The sequence below is a fragment of the Mycobacterium venezuelense genome (assembly GCF_054919535.1).
On sequence record NZ_JBONDW010000005.1, the window covers coordinates 41,341 to 54,256 of the forward strand.

Here is a 12,916-nt window from a genome sequence, read left to right on the forward strand (position 1 = left end):
CCATGGCCCGTAAGCCGTTGATAGCCGGCAACTGGAAGATGAACCTCAATCACTTCGAGGCCATCGCCCTGGTCCAGAAGATCGCATTCGCCTTGCCGGACAAGTACTTCGACAAGGTGGATGTGACCGTCATCCCGCCGTTCACCGATCTTCGCAGCGTTCAGACGCTGGTCGACGGCGACAAGCTGCGTCTGACCTACGGTGCCCAGGATGTGTCACAGCACGACTCGGGTGCCTACACCGGTGAGATCAGCGGTGCGTTCCTGGCCAAGCTGGGCTGCACGTACGTGGTCGTCGGGCACTCCGAACGCCGTACCTACCATCACGAGGACGACGCCCTGGTGGCCGCCAAGGCCGCCGCGGCGTTCAAGCACGGCCTCACGCCCATCGTCTGCATCGGCGAGCATCTCGATGTGCGCGAGGCGGGGAACCACGTCGAGCACAACGTGGAGCAGCTGAGGGGCTCCCTGGCCGGGCTGTCGAAGGAACAGATCGGCAAGCTCGTGATCGCCTACGAGCCGGTCTGGGCCATCGGTACCGGGCGCGTTGCCAGTGCGGCCGACGCCCAGGAGGTCTGCAAGGCGATCCGCGACGAACTGGGCAACCTGTCGTCGCCGGAGGCGGCGGCCGGTATCCGGGTTCTCTACGGTGGCTCGGTCAACGCCAAGAATGTCGGCGAGATCGTGGCCCAGGGTGACGTGGACGGCGCGCTCGTCGGCGGGGCATCGCTTGACGGTGAGCAGTTCGCGACGCTTTCGGCGATCGCCGCGGGCGGTCCGCTGCCGTAACCCCACGCGGGGCCGGGCAGGCTCACCAGGTAGTCTTGCGGCCATGGAATTGGCGCTGCAGATTGTCCTGGTCGTGACCAGCGTGCTGGTCGTGCTCTTGGTTCTGTTGCACCGTGCCAAGGGTGGCGGTCTGTCCACCCTGTTCGGTGGCGGCGTCCAGTCCAGCCTGTCCGGTTCCACGGTCGTGGAGAAGAACCTGGACCGGCTCACCTTCTTCGTGACCGGCATCTGGGTGGTGTCCATCATCGGCGTCGCGCTGCAGATCAAGTACAGCTGATCCGATCCGCGAGAGACGCCGTGTGACCGTCACGCTTCGGTCGCCAGGCGCACGCCGAACCCCACCAGTACCAACCCGGTGAGTGTGTCGAGTCGTTTGCGGATCCGCGGCGCTTGCATCCAGCTCGTGATCGCGCCGGAGGCCGCGATGATTCCCGCGCAGTACAGCGCGGTGAGCGCGATGTAGATGCCGCCGAACTCCAGCGTCATCCAGCCAACGGGATACCCCGAGGGGATGAACCCGGGCAGGAAACTGATGAAGAACACCCCGACCTTCGGGTTGAGGATGTCGGTGAGAAAACCGGACGCGAACGCCGGTCGCGTAAACACCGGCCGTCCCAGATCTGGCGCCGACAGCTCGGCGGCCGTTCGCCGCAGCGAGCGCAAGGACTGCACCCCCATCCACACCAGGTAGCAACCGCCGATGACCTTGAGCACCTCGTAACCGACCTCACTGGTCTGCAGCAGGGCCGACAGGCCGAGTGCGGCGGCGACGACCCACACAGCCAGGCCGCACAACACACCCAGCGACGTCAGAACGCCACCTCGGATACCCCCGCGCACCAGGCCACGCACCACGACCAGCGTGTCGGGCCCGGGCAAGACCACCAGCAACACCGCGGCCACGGTGAACGACATGACATTGACGAGCACCTGCCGATCCTAAGAGCACCGGTGTCCCCGTCATGCGCCGCCCATCGGCGCCGCCGATACTGGTACGCATGGTTGACGGTTCCGACACAGCACTCGAACCGATCGGATCGGTGCACCGCACCTTGGTTGGGCGTGACGCCACCGAGCCGATGCGCGAAGACATCCGGCTGCTCGGCGCGATTCTCGGCGATACCGTCCGCGAACAAAACGGCGAAGCGGTCTTCGACCTCGTCGAGCGTGCCCGCGTGGAGTCCTTCCGAGTGCGCCGGTCCGAGATCGACCGGGTGGAGCTGGCCGGACTGTTCGCCGGAATCGACATCCACCAAGCGATACCGGTCATCCGGGCGTTCACCCATTTCGCCCTGCTGGCCAACGTCGCCGAGGACATCCACCGCGAGCGTCGCCGTGCCGTGCACGTGGCGGCCGGGGAACCACCACAGGACAGCAGCCTGGCCGCGACCTATCTCAAGTTGGATTCGGCTGACCTGGACGCCGATGCCGTCGCCGACGCGCTGACGGGCGCCCTGGTCTCGCCCGTCATCACCGCGCATCCGACCGAGACCCGGCGCCGCACGATCTTCGACACCCAACATCGAATCACCGAGCTCATGCGTCTGCGGCTACACGGGCATGCGCGTACGGAGGACGGGCGCGACATCGAGATCGAGCTGCGCCGACACATCCTCACGTTGTGGCAGACCGCGCTCGTGCGCTTGTCGCGGCTCAAGATCTCCGATGAGATCGAGACCGGCCTTCGCTATTATCCCGCGGCGTTTTTCCAAGTCATCCCACAGGTCAACGCCGAAGTCCGTGATGCGCTGCAGGCTCGTTGGCCCGGCGTGGACCTCCTCGAGGATCCGATCCTGCGGCCGGGATCCTGGATCGGCGGCGATCGGGACGGCAACCCGAACGTGACTGCCGACGTAGTCCGGCTCGCCACCGGCCGGGCCGCCTATGTGGCGCTGGCGCACTACTTCACCGAGATCACCGCGCTGGAAGAAGAGCTGTCGATGTCGGCGCGACTGGTCAACGTCAGCGCCGGGCTGACCGCGCTGGCCGACGCGTGCCATGAACCGGCGCGTGCCGATGAGCCCTACCGCAGAGCGCTGCGGGTGATTCACGCCCGACTCACTGCCACGGCACACCAGATCCTCGACGAACAACCCGAACACCAACTAGATCTTGGTCTCCATCCATACCCGACCCCTTCTGAACTTCTCGCCGATCTGAACACGGTCGACGGCTCACTGCGTGCCAACGGCAGCGCCGTGCTCGCCGATGACCGGCTCGCCAGGCTCCGAGAAGCGGTGCGGGTCTTCGGCTTCCATCTGTCCGGCCTCGACATGCGACAGAACTCCGAAGTGCACGAGCAGGTGATCGCCGAACTGCTCGCCTGGGCGGGCGTACATCCCGACTATGCCGCGCTGCCAGAGGCGGAGCGGGTAGAACTGCTCGCCGGGGAGATCTCCACGCGCCGCCCGCTGATCGGTGAGGGCGCCGAGTTGTCCGAGCTGGCACGCAAGGAACTGGGTATCGTCGGTGCCGCGGCACGGGCGGTCAAGGTTCTCGGTCCGCAGGCCGTGCCCAACTACATCATCTCGATGTGCCAGTCGGTCTCCGACATGCTCGAGGCGGCGGTGTTGCTGAAAGAAGCCGGGCTGCTGAATTTGACCGGCGCGCAACCCTATTGTCCGGTCGGTATCGTTCCACTGTTCGAGACCATCGACGACCTGCAGCGTGGTTCGTCGATTCTCGAAGCGGCGCTGGACCTTCCGGTGTACCGCACCATGGTGGCCTGCCGTGGCCGGCATCAGGAAGTGATGCTCGGCTACTCGGACTCCAACAAAGACGGTGGTTATCTCGCGGCGAACTGGGCCCTGTACCGTGCCGAGCTCGACCTCGTCGAGTCGGCCCGCAAAACCGGAATCCGGTTGCGGCTCTTTCACGGTCGCGGCGGTACCGTCGGCCGTGGAGGAGGGCCGAGCTACGACGCCATCCTCGCGCAGCCTCCGGGAGCGGTGAACGGGTCGCTGCGGATCACCGAACAGGGCGAGGTGATCGCGGCCAAGTACGCCGAGCCGCGGATCGCGCACCGCAACCTCGAGACACTGCTGGCCGCGACGTTGGAATCGACCTTGCTGGACGTCGAGGGGCTGGGGGAGGAGGCGGAGCCCGCCTACCGGGTGCTCGACGAACTGGCCGCCCGGGCGCAGCGCGCCTACGCCGAATTAGTTCACGAGACACCGGGTTTCGTCGACTACTTCAAGGCGTCGACACCGGTCAGTGAAATCGGTGCGTTGAACATCGGCAGCCGCCCGACCTCACGTAAGCCCACCACATCGATCGCCGATCTTCGCGCCATCCCGTGGGTGCTCGCATGGAGCCAGTCGCGCGTGATGCTGCCCGGCTGGTACGGCACCGGCACGGCATTCGAGGAATGGGTCAGCCTCGACCCGGACGGCGCCGAATCCCGCCTCGCCGTTCTGCAGGATCTCTACGAACGCTGGCCGTTCTTCCGCACCGTGCTGTCCAACATGGCGCAGGTGCTCGCCAAAGCCGATATGGGTCTGGCCGCCCGTTATTCGGAGCTGGTCGACGACGAGGACCTGAGAGCCAGGGTGTTCGACAAGATCGTCGCCGAGCACGACCGCACCATCCGGATGCACCGGCTGATCACCGGCCAGGACGACCTGCTCGCCGACAACCCGGCCCTCGCGCGCTCGGTGTTCAACCGCTTCCCCTACCTCGAACCGCTCAACCACCTGCAGGTCGAGCTGCTGCGCCGCTACCGTTCGGGCGACACCGACGAACTCGTACAGCGCGGAATCCTGCTGACGATGAGCGGGTTGGCCACCGCGCTGCGCAACAGCGGTTAGCGCCGTCAGAAGCCGGCGACCGCTTCGGCGAACCGGCGCCGGAACATCACGAGCAGCAGGACTGCAGCGGTCGTGAGGCCCGCGGACAGGCCCAGCCACATACCCAGCGCCTGGAGGTCGGCGACGTAGGCCAGCAGCAGGCCGACCGGGAACCCCACGATCCAGTAGCCGACGATCGTGATCAGGAAGCTCGAAGACGTGTCGTGCAGGCCGCGGAGCAAGCCGATACCGATGTTCTGGGCCGAGTCGACGAATTGCTGGAACGCGGCCACCACGAGCAACGACATGGCGATGACCAACGCGGCGCGGTCACTGGTGTCCATGAACAGGCCGAGAACCTCTCTCGGAATCGACAGGTACACGAGCGCCACGAGGGCGGCCACGGCCGCGCCCTGCCCGTAGGCGAGCCAGGCGATAACGCGACTCTGCGCGGCCTCACCGAGTTCCATCAGTCGGCTCACGAGAATCGAGGCCCCGTGGGATATCCCGACCGACACCTGAAAGACGATGTAGCTCAACTGGTTCACCACGGAATGCGCGGCCAGGGCGGGAGCACCGAACGTGCCGATCACAACCGCGGTCACGGAGAACAACCCGGCCTCGCTGCCGTAGGTGCCGGCGATGGGAATGCCCAGACGCAGAATCTGCTTCACCGCGGGCAGCGGCGCGCGGTGCATGGCCACGCTGAAATACGGCGACAGCTCGGGGTCGGCCCGCACCATCGCAGTGAACGCGACGAACGTCAACAAGTACACCAGCGATGTCGCGGCGCCGATGCCCGCCAGACCCATTTCCGGCAGCGGGCCGGGGCCGTAGATGAGGACGGCGTTGAGCACGACGTTGAGGACGACCGACGCCAGAGTGATCAGCAGAAGCGCCTTCGGGCGCCGCATGCCGACCGTGAACTGCCGGACCACCTGAAACCACAGACACGGCACAAGACCTGGGGCGAGCGCCGCCAACATCGGAAGCGTGCCGTCGAGCACGGCGGCGTCCTGGCCCAGCAACCGCAGCAGAAAGCCGAGGCCCACCAAGACAAGCCCACCGACGATTCCCGCGACAGTGGCCACCAGGAAGCTGGCGCGGACGAGATCGCGCGTCTCGTCGTCGGACGCGTCCGCGGTGTTCTGGTGCCGCTCGGACCGGCTCACGGCCGCCGACACCAAGTTGCCGACCGACGTCAGCAGGCCCACGCCCATCGTGCGGAGTTGATTGAACAGCGTGATGGACAGGCCGCCCGCGGCGAGCGCCGCCACACCGAGTGGGCCCATCATCACCAGGTCGGTGGTGGTCAGCGCAACCTGCGCGAGTTGTGTCAGCGCGATCGGCCCCGCCAGGCGGGTGAGTTCGCGCCCCGTCGCGGCGACCGTCATCGCACAACACCGTATAACCCGGGGCCCGCGACACGAATGACCCTGTCGGCGTGCCGAGGTTAGGCGAACTTAAGCTACGGGGACAGCAATGCAGCCGGCGCGGGTGGAACGGCGAGGGGGAACTCAGTTGCCGCAGTTGAACCGCAGGTCGTTTTTCGGAGCATCACTGGGGTTGGGAGCGGCGGTGACTCTTGCCGCTTGCGGGGCGAATTCGTCGAGCCCCGCACCCGGTGGCGGCGAACCCAAACCCGGCGGAACCCTGCGCATCGGCGCCCTCGGGCAGGCGTCGAATGTGGTGTCGGATCCCTTTGGGCTGCTCGCCAACGACTCCGACATGCTGATCATGTCGTTGGTATACGACCCGCTGACAGTTCCGGCGAGGTCGCCGAACGTCACCGGCCGGCTCGCGGCGTCGTGGACCACCGATGCGAAGCAGCAGGCGTGGACGTTCACGCTCCCCGAAGCGGCGACGTTCCACGACGGCAGTCCGGTGCGTCCCGCCGACGTGGCATGGTCGCTGAGAACTCTCGGCGAGATGACCCCGTGGAAAGTGCCGGTCGATCTGAGCTCGATCGCGCCGTCCGGTGCACGGTCGGTGACGATGCGCGCTCCGACGCCCAACAGCCAACTGCCGTTACTGCTGCGGCTGATGACGTTCACGGTCAAGGAAGGCAGCACCGATCGGTCGGATTTCGTCGGCACCGGACCGTTCCGGATGGAACCCGGCAGTTATCGCGACGGCAACGCGACCCTGGTGCGCAATGACACGTGGTATGGCGACAAGCCGCTGCTGGACCGAATCGTGGTGACGCGGTTCGAGTCCACCGATGCGCTCGCGAACGCGATCATGGGTGGGGAAATCGACGTGGCCTCCAGCGTCGGGCCGTTGGCCGCGCGCAGTGCGTCGGCCCGGCCCGATCTGATACTGGTCCGCAGGCCCAACGACCTGTCGATGCCGATCGCCATCCGCACGTCCGACGGACCGTTCACCGATCCACGTGTGCGCGAGGCGATCCGGCTGGGCGTCGATCGGCAGGCGATGATCGAACAAGTGCTGTCCGGCTACGGCAGTGTGGGCAACGATGTGCTGGGGACGGGAGATCCGACGTACGTCGACCGGCCGCAGCGCGCCCGCGACGTGACGCGGGCCAGGCGCCTGCTGGCCGAAGCTCACTTCGACACGGCGCGAACCTATCCGCTGATCACCAAACGCGAGGTGTTCAACGAGGTCGAGGCGGCGCAGCTGTTCGCCGCGCAATTGCAGGACATCGGACTCAAGATCGCCGTCGAGGTCAAGGAATCGGCCGACTTCTACGACAACTACTGGGCGAAGCCGTCGGCGCCCCTGGCGACCGCGAGCTGGCCGACCAACGACTCGGTGATGTTCTTCGCCAGCAAGGTGCTCAACTCCGAATCGACCAGCAACGAAACCGCTTTCAATGACCCGGAGTTCGATGCGGCATATCGTGCCGGGCTGGCCGCTGCCCCGGATTCGCCCGACTACCGCGACGCGTCGACCGACCTTCAGCAGATCCAGTTCGACCGTGGCGGCTACGTGCTGTGGGGGATGGCCGACGGTATCGACGTGGCCCGCTCGAATGTCCGCGGGCTGCCCGAATTGCCGGGGTGGGGCCGGGCCCAGCTTGAGAACACGTGGCTCGAAACCTAGGCCGCGCCGTGCGGCCCGCCGCCGCGTTGCTCAACCGTACGGCGATGCTCGTGGTCGCGTTGTTCGCGGTGATGCTGGCGATGGCGTTGTTGCCGGGCAACGGGGTGCGCGCGTTGCTCGGCCGCGACGCCACCGAAACCCAGGTGCGCGAGCGGGAAGCCGAACTCGGGCTCGACCGCCCGGTCGTGGTGCGGTTCTGGGAGTGGTTGTCGGGGCTGGTACATGCAGATTTCGGCACGACACTGCGCGGGGAGCCGGTGGGCGACCTGCTGGCGGCGAAGGTGCCCAACTCGCTGATTCTCACCGGCGCTGCGCTGCTCGTTACGGTGGTGGCAGCGACGCTACTCGCGGTCTACTGGACCAGCGGTGATCGACCGGTGTTCCGGCGTATCGCATCGGTGGGCACGATCGTGGTGATCGCACTGCCCGAGTTCGTCGTCGCCACGATCGCGATCCTCGTATTCGCCTTGGCGCTCGACGTCCTGCCCGCCGTGACGGTGCAGGATTCCGCGGGCGCCCCGCGTGATCCGTCGATGTATATCCTGCCGGTGATCGCCCTGGCACTCCCGCAGATCGGCTGGAACACCAGGGTTTTCGTGGCCGCGATCCGGGAGGCGCGGTCGATGCCGTACGTGCACGCCGCGGCACTCGACGGTGTGGGTGAGGCAGCGCTGTTCGTCCGGTACATCGCGCCGCGGGCACTGCCGACCATGATCGCCTCACTGGCGACGACCGTGGGCATGATCGTCGGCGGTTCGGTGGTGGTGGAGTCGCTGTTCAACTTTCCCGGTGTCGGTGCGGTGGTTGCGGGTTCGGTCAACACGCGTGATGTCAATGTCGTTGCGGCGGTGGTCGCCTGCACCGGCGTGGTGATCCTGCTGATGCTGCTCGTCGCCGACGCGACGCGGGCCTGGGCGAAGGCGCGCGCGGAATGACCCGTCAGCGTTGGGCTCTGGTCACACCCGCGGTGACGGTGCTCATCGTGGTCGCGGTGGGTCGACTGATCGCGCCTGCTGTCGAGGGCCGCGGTTCCGGTGTGCCATTCGCGCCGCCGTCGGCCGCGCACTGGCTCGGAACGGACGCGCGCAGCGAGGACGTGCTGGCCAAGCTTGCCGCCGGGGGCTGGACGCTGGCCTGGATCGCAGCCGTCATCGCGGTCGGTGTGACGGCGCTGGCGGCCACCCTGGGCGGTCTTGCCGCACTGCGGCCGCGTTATGCGGCGACGGTCGGCTGGATCACCGACGCGACGATGCTCGTGCCACCGGTCCTGTTCATGCTGCTGGTACTGGTGTCCTGGCCGCAGGGTGGGATATGGGCGCTGATCGTGCTCGCGGTGGTGATCGGAACGCCCTACACGACGCGGGTTCTCGCGGGCGCGGCGTCATCGGTCGCGGCCAGCGGTTACGTCCAGGTGGCCGAGGCGGCAGGAGAGCGGTTGCCGTACCTCGTCTTCGGGCAGGTGCTGCCCAACTTGCGCGACACCATCGCAACGCAGTTCGGACTACGTTATGTCGAGGCCATCTACGTAGTGAGCACTGCGGCGTTCCTGCAGCTCATCCCCGCGGTCGGAGGGTCGAACTGGGCCGTGATGGTGCGGGAGAACGCATCGGGGGTCTTGCTCAACCCGGCCGCTGTCGTGGCTCCCGCCGTCGCGATCGCCGTGCTCGCGGTGTCGGTCAACATCGCGGTACTCATGCGCAACCCGCAACCGGGGGGACGGTCATGAGTGCCGTTGTCGCCAGAGCGCTTACGATCACCGCGGCGTCCGGCCGAATCCTCGCCGGGCCCGTCGATCTGGATCTCAGCGCCTCGACCGTGACCGCGCTGATCGCGCCGTCGGGAGGCGGCAAGTCGCTCGTGTGCCGGAGCCTGGTGGGCGATCTGCCCACAGGCACGACACTGAGCGGCGGTCCGCGAGTCGGCGACGTCGAGGTCGCCGCGCTCGATCGCCGTGCGCTGCGCCAGTTCCGGCGCAACCAGATCGCCTACGTGGGTCAGGATCCCGGGTCCGCACTCAACCCCGCCGCGACCGTGGCGAATCTGCTCACCGAGCTGGCCCATCCCGACGCGCCTCCGGTGACCGAGCTCCTGGACATGGTGCAGCTGGACCACGGGTTGGCGACACGTCGGGCGGTACGCCTGTCGGGCGGCCAGCAGCGCCGGGTGGCGCTCGCCCGTGCCATGTCCCGGCTGACCACCGTTCTCGTGCTGGACGAACCCTTCGCCGGTCTCCACCAGCCCCTTCGCGACGACATCGCCACGATCATCCGTACCTGGGCGACCGACCGCCGCGTGGCCGTCCTCGTCACCGCACATACGACGCGCGCGGCGGCGACGGTTGCCGATCGCGTCGTCGAACTCGGCGCAGCCGCCGCCCCCGCACCGGCACGCGATGCGCCGAAACGACGGTCGGCCGGTCCGGACGTCCTTCAGGTACGCCGGCTCACGGTGACGTTCGGCTCGCACCGGGTTCTCGACGAGGCAGGCCTGACCATCGGGGCCGGATCAGCGGTCGCGCTGATGGGCGATTCCGGTGCCGGGAAATCCACGTTCGCCCGGGCGCTGACCGGTCAGGTCGTCGCAGACGATGGCGAGATCATGCTCGACGGAACGACTTTGGCGCAGCCGCTGAGCCGCCGGTCGCGGTCGGACAAGATGGCGATCCAACTCGTGCCGCAGGATCCCGCTGCCACGCTCAACCCCAGACGCACCGTCGGCGCGACTCTCAACCGGGCGTTGCGCAGCAACGGAAAACGCGGCGCGGTGGCCGATGTGCTGGCCAGAGTGGGGCTGGCCCACGACTTCGCCCAGCGTTATCCGCACATGCTGTCGGGTGGTCAACGCCAGCGCGTCGCGATCGCGCGCGCCCTCGCATACGCGCCGAGAGTATTGGTGTGCGACGAGATAACCTCGGCGCTGGATCCTGCCGCCGCCGCGACGGTGATGGACGTGCTCGAACGGGAAATGGACCGGGGCCTGGCCGTGCTGATGATCACCCACGATGCCGAACTGGCGGCAGGCAACTGCGTGCGTACGTTCCGGCTGGCCGACGGCAGGCTGTCTACAAGTGAGTGCGATCGCGAATTGCCTTGACCACGCCGCGAACCGCATTCTCGGTCACCGCGAGCGGCGACATCACGGCTTCACCGATTCCGACGATCACCTCGACGCGGTCGACGATGGCCTCGAGACGCTCCACCACGCCGATGAGCCGCGGCGCTAGTTCGTCGATGCGGGTGATCGTTGCGTTGAACCGGTCGAGCGTGGCGTCGAGGCCACCGGTGGACTTGTTGAGGTCGACCAGCGTGTTGCTGAGGTCGGTCAGCAGCGTGTCGACCTGTTCGACGGTCATGTCGGCATTGAGGGCAGCCTGCGTCAGAGTCTTGATTCGCTGCCGTCCCGAGGCCGGGCGAACGCGGCCGTCCCCTTTATCTGCCATGTCGAACAGTATGGGGCCAGGGAACCGAATGCGGTCCCAGCGCGTCTGAATTGCTGTGCGGCAATTCTGCGAGCTTCGATCCTGGCGTCTCGATCGGGCGGACGCCGACCGCGACCCGGCCGACTATCTGGCCGGCTATGCCGAGGCGCTGGCCGACGGGCATACCGACCCGGCTCCCAGCGGGGACTGATTCGACAGCTACAGCTTGGCGGCCGCGGCCTCGTCGAGCAGCCAGACCGTCTTTTCGCGGCCGATCCCACCGGCGGCGGGCACGTCGACGGGGTCGGCACCGCCGACCGCGGCGGCCACTGCATCGGCCTTGGCCTCGCCGGACACCACGACCCATACCTCACGCGAACTCTGAACTGCGGGCAGCGTCAAGGAGATTCGCCGAGGCGGGGGCTTGGGGGAGTCGGTGACACCGACCACAAGGCGCGTGGTCTCCCGCACCGCCGCGGTGTCGGGAAACAGCGAGTTGATGTGTCCCTCGCCGCCCATGCCGAGCAGGTGCACGTCGAACTCCGGCCCGGGGGCGTCGAAGTTGGCCGCGAGCAGCTGGGCGTACCCGTCGGCCGCCGCGTCGAGGTCGTCACCGAACTCGCCGTCACTGGCCGCCATCGCGTGCACGTTGACGTCTGGGATGTCGATGTGGTCGAGGAGGGCCTCACGGGCCTGCTTGTCGTTGCGCTCGTCGTCGTCTTGCGGAACGAAGCGCTCGTCGCCCCAGTACAGATGGACCTTCGCCCAGTCGATATCGGTGCTCCGCTCGCCGACACGCTTGAGCATGCCGATGCCGGTGCCACCACCGGTCAACACGATCGTGGCCTGACCCCGCGCGGCGATCGCCGACTTGATGGCATCCACCAGCCGGTCGCCGGCGGCGGCGACAAGCGCCGCGGTATCGGGATAGCGTTCGATGACTGTGTCGCTCATACGTATTGGACCTTGTCGATGCCTTGCAGTGCGTTGCGGTAGATCTCGTCGGCGTCGAGTCGCCGAAGATCTTCGGCCAGACATTCCTTGGCTTCCCGGCGCGCCAACGGCAACAACGAGTCCGGGCGCGCGGTGCGGCTGAGCGTCGCGGTGATACCGGTCTGCGGACGCACCAGCGTCACGGTCTCGCTCGGCCGCGTGAGCTCGACCTTCAGGTCGCCGACCGCCCGGGTGACGGGCCCGTCGATCCGGTTGGCCAGCCAGCCGGCCAGGATGTCGAGTGCGGGCTCGTCCTTGAGCCCCGACACCACCGCCGACGTGATCGGCTCGTGGGGCGGCTGGTCGACCGCGGCGGCCAGCAGCGCCCGCCAGTACGTGACGCGGCTCCACGCCAGATCGGTGTCGCCCGGCGTGTAGCCGGCCAGCCGGCTCTTGATGCAGGCCAAGGGATCGGCACCGTTGGTTGCGTCGGTGATCCGGCGGATCGCCAACTTGCCCAACGGATCCTGTGCGGGCACCCTCGGCGCGACGGCAGGCCACCAGGCCACGACCGGGGTGTCGGGCAACAGGAAGGGCAACACCACGCTGCTGGCGTGACCGGACAGCTCGCCGGACAGCTTGAGTACCACCACTTCACCGGCACCCGCGTCGTGACCGACACGCAGCTGCGCGTCGAGGCGCGGTGTGTCGGCATCCGGGTCGCCGGGCACCACGACGATGACGCGGCACGGATGCTCACGGCTCGCGAAATTCGCGGCCTCGATGGAATCCTCGACGATGTCTTCGGTGTCCGGCGCGATGACGAGCGTCAACACCCGGCTGAGGGTGAGGGCGCCGCCTTCTTCACGCAGGCCGGTGATCTTCTTGTTGACGTTGTTGGTGGTGGTGTCGGGTAGGTCGACAATCAT

The 12,916-nt window shown here is 67.3% G+C and carries 13 protein-coding genes; 8 read left to right on the top strand and 5 right to left on the bottom strand.

The features are described 5' to 3' along the window. Nucleotides 1-2: 2 nt before the first annotated feature. Together tpiA and secG are read left to right on the top strand one after the other, a co-directional pair. On the top strand, nt 3-788 hold the full coding sequence (gene tpiA, locus ACRCUN_RS09515) for a triose-phosphate isomerase (RefSeq protein WP_462141391.1): 786 nt from the start codon (nt 3-5) through the stop codon (nt 786-788). A gap of 43 nt (nt 789-831) precedes the next feature. After that, nucleotides 832-1,065 carry a preprotein translocase subunit SecG gene (gene secG / locus ACRCUN_RS09520; protein WP_067845215.1) on the top strand — a complete coding sequence of 78 codons (234 nt, stop codon included), beginning with the start codon at nt 832-834 and terminating at the stop codon, nt 1,063-1,065. Between the two features lie 29 nt (nt 1,066-1,094). Here the strand turns inward: secG and ACRCUN_RS09525 are convergent, their stop codons facing one another. After that, the gene (locus ACRCUN_RS09525) at nt 1,095-1,718 is read right to left on the bottom strand and encodes a LysE family translocator (protein WP_462141392.1); all 624 of its coding nucleotides are present in this window, start codon (nt 1,716-1,718) and stop codon (nt 1,095-1,097) included. A gap of 68 nt (nt 1,719-1,786) precedes the next feature. Between ACRCUN_RS09525 and ppc the strand changes: the two genes are divergently transcribed. Next, a complete protein-coding gene (gene ppc / locus ACRCUN_RS09530) occupies nt 1,787-4,594 on the top strand; it encodes a phosphoenolpyruvate carboxylase (protein WP_462141393.1) in 2,808 nt (935 codons plus the stop codon). A gap of 5 nt (nt 4,595-4,599) precedes the next feature. On the opposite strand, the gene ACRCUN_RS09535 is transcribed toward ppc, so the two are convergent. Beyond that, nucleotides 4,600-5,967 (bottom strand): MATE family efflux transporter, encoded by a 1,368-nt coding sequence (locus tag ACRCUN_RS09535; RefSeq protein ID WP_462141394.1) that lies wholly within the window; start codon nt 5,965-5,967, stop codon nt 4,600-4,602. 184 nt (nt 5,968-6,151) lie between these two features. Here ACRCUN_RS09535 and ACRCUN_RS09540 point away from each other — a divergent pair, with 184 nt between their 5' ends. The 4 genes from ACRCUN_RS09540 to ACRCUN_RS09555 are packed head-to-tail and all read left to right on the top strand — an operon-like array spanning nt 6,152 to nt 10,729. Next, on the top strand, nt 6,152-7,636 hold the full coding sequence (locus ACRCUN_RS09540; protein WP_462141395.1) for an ABC transporter substrate-binding protein: 1,485 nt from the start codon (nt 6,152-6,154) through the stop codon (nt 7,634-7,636). After that, nucleotides 7,621-8,571, top strand: coding sequence for an ABC transporter permease (locus ACRCUN_RS09545; RefSeq protein WP_462141396.1), 951 nt, complete (start codon nt 7,621-7,623; stop codon nt 8,569-8,571). Before ACRCUN_RS09540 ends, ACRCUN_RS09545 begins: the two co-directional genes overlap by 16 nt. Continuing rightward, nucleotides 8,568-9,362 carry an ABC transporter permease subunit gene (locus tag ACRCUN_RS09550; RefSeq protein ID WP_462141397.1) on the top strand — a complete coding sequence of 265 codons (795 nt, stop codon included), beginning with the start codon at nt 8,568-8,570 and terminating at the stop codon, nt 9,360-9,362. The genes ACRCUN_RS09545 and ACRCUN_RS09550 overlap by 4 nt, the downstream gene beginning before the upstream one ends. Next, on the top strand, nt 9,359-10,729 hold the full coding sequence (locus ACRCUN_RS09555) for an ABC transporter ATP-binding protein (protein ID WP_462141398.1): 1,371 nt from the start codon (nt 9,359-9,361) through the stop codon (nt 10,727-10,729). Before ACRCUN_RS09550 ends, ACRCUN_RS09555 begins: the two co-directional genes overlap by 4 nt. Here the strand turns inward: ACRCUN_RS09555 and ACRCUN_RS09560 are convergent. Beyond that, on the bottom strand, nt 10,698-11,075 hold the full coding sequence (locus ACRCUN_RS09560; protein ID WP_067845238.1) for an ATPase: 378 nt from the start codon (nt 11,073-11,075) through the stop codon (nt 10,698-10,700). The genes ACRCUN_RS09555 and ACRCUN_RS09560 overlap by 32 nt on opposite strands. A gap of 55 nt (nt 11,076-11,130) precedes the next feature. On the opposite strand from ACRCUN_RS09560, the gene ACRCUN_RS09565 reads away from it, so the two are divergent. Then, on the top strand, nt 11,131-11,265 hold the full coding sequence (locus tag ACRCUN_RS09565; protein WP_462141399.1) for a hypothetical protein: 135 nt from the start codon (nt 11,131-11,133) through the stop codon (nt 11,263-11,265). Nucleotides 11,266-11,273: 8 nt separating this feature from the next. On the opposite strand, the gene pgl is transcribed toward ACRCUN_RS09565, so the two are convergent. Both pgl and opcA read right to left on the bottom strand, forming a co-directional pair. Further along, entirely contained in the window at nt 11,274-12,008 is a 735-nt protein-coding gene (gene pgl / locus ACRCUN_RS09570) for a 6-phosphogluconolactonase (RefSeq protein WP_462141400.1), read from the bottom strand. Continuing rightward, the gene (gene opcA, locus ACRCUN_RS09575) at nt 12,005-12,916 is read right to left on the bottom strand and encodes a glucose-6-phosphate dehydrogenase assembly protein OpcA (RefSeq protein ID WP_462141401.1); all 912 of its coding nucleotides are present in this window, start codon (nt 12,914-12,916) and stop codon (nt 12,005-12,007) included. Before opcA ends, pgl begins: the two co-directional genes overlap by 4 nt.